Here is a 1,273-nt window from a genome sequence, read left to right on the forward strand (position 1 = left end):
ATTTGGTGGCTTTATTTTTATATATCATCAAGTTATTTTTATTTACGCAAATAAATATTTTGCGTGAAAGTTTAAATGATTGTCTATAAAGCTCGATATAAAGTAATAACTGTGGTCGTAGCCAGATTGCATTCTCAGATTCAATTCTGAACCGTGTTGTTTTGCTGCGGCTAATAAGACTTCCGGTTTGAGTTGCTCACTCAAGAAACCGTCCGCATCGCCTTGATCAACCAAAATTGGTAAGGGTGATTTTTCTTTCTTCAAAAGCTCACTTGCATCGTATTGCTTCCAACTTTCGATATCAGTGCCCAAGTATGCGGTGAATGCTTTTTGTCCCCACGGACACTGCATTGGGTTGCTGATTGGGCTAAATGCTGAAATCGAGCGGTATAGTGTCGGATTCTTAAGGCCAATGGTGAGCGCACCGTGTCCGCCCATGCTGTGGCCAGAGATTGATTTCACATCCGATACTGGGAAGTTGGCTTCGATGATGGCTGGCAGCTCTTGCGTGACGTAGTCGTACATATGGTAATGCAGTGACCACGGTGCTTGAGTGGCGTTGAGGTAAAAGCCTGCGCCTTGGCCTAAGTCGTAACTTGCATCATCGGCAACGCCTTCACCACGCGGGCTGGTGTCCGGAGCAATGATGGCAATCCCAAGTTCTGCCGCCATACGAAATGCGCCCGCTTTCTGCATAAAGTTTTCATCGGTGCAGGTTAAGCCCGACAACCAGTATAAAGCGGGTACTGGGTTGGATTTGGTTGCATTCGGCGGCAAGAAAATCGCAAAACGCATGGTGCAGTTCAACGCTTTAGAATCGTGCGTATATTGTTTGTGCCAACCGCCAAACACTTTGGTTTGGCTTACATTTTCAATGGTCATGGATAAACTCTCTAACAACAGAATGAATTCAGGCTCCCCTTACGGAGAGCCTGAGTCAGCATTACTTATCCATATGGATAACGGTACGGATGCTCTTACCTTCGTGCATCAGATCAAATGCTTTGTTTACGTCTTCCAAGCCCATCGTGTGAGTAATGAACTCTTGTAAGCCAAACTCACCCGCCATGTAGCGGTTTACGATTTCTGGAAGCTCAGAGCGACCTTTCACGCCACCGAACGCACTGCCGCGCCATACACGACCCGTAACCAGCTGGAATGGACGAGTTGAGATCTCTTGACCTGCACCCGCAACACCGATGATCACCGACTCACCCCAACCTTTGTGACAGCACTCAAGCGCTTGACGCATTACGTTTACGTTACCGATACA

At 47.1% G+C, this 1,273-nt stretch carries 1 protein-coding gene and 1 pseudogene; both read right to left on the reverse strand.

Going from position 1 to position 1,273, the window contains the following annotated elements:
* Window positions 1-42: 42 nt before the first annotated feature.
* The gene (gene fghA, locus R7P35_RS24830; protein ID WP_005464966.1) at window positions 43-882 is read right to left on the reverse strand and encodes an S-formylglutathione hydrolase; all 840 of its coding nucleotides are present in this window, start codon (window positions 880-882) and stop codon (window positions 43-45) included.
* 61 nt (window positions 883-943) lie between these two features.
* A pseudogene (locus tag R7P35_RS24835) lies at window positions 944-1,273 on the reverse strand (S-(hydroxymethyl)glutathione dehydrogenase); the annotation flags it as partial.

Source organism: Vibrio sp. Vb0304, assembly GCF_033338995.1.
In the GTDB taxonomy this organism is placed as follows: Bacteria; Pseudomonadota; Gammaproteobacteria; order Enterobacterales; family Vibrionaceae; genus Vibrio; species Vibrio alginolyticus.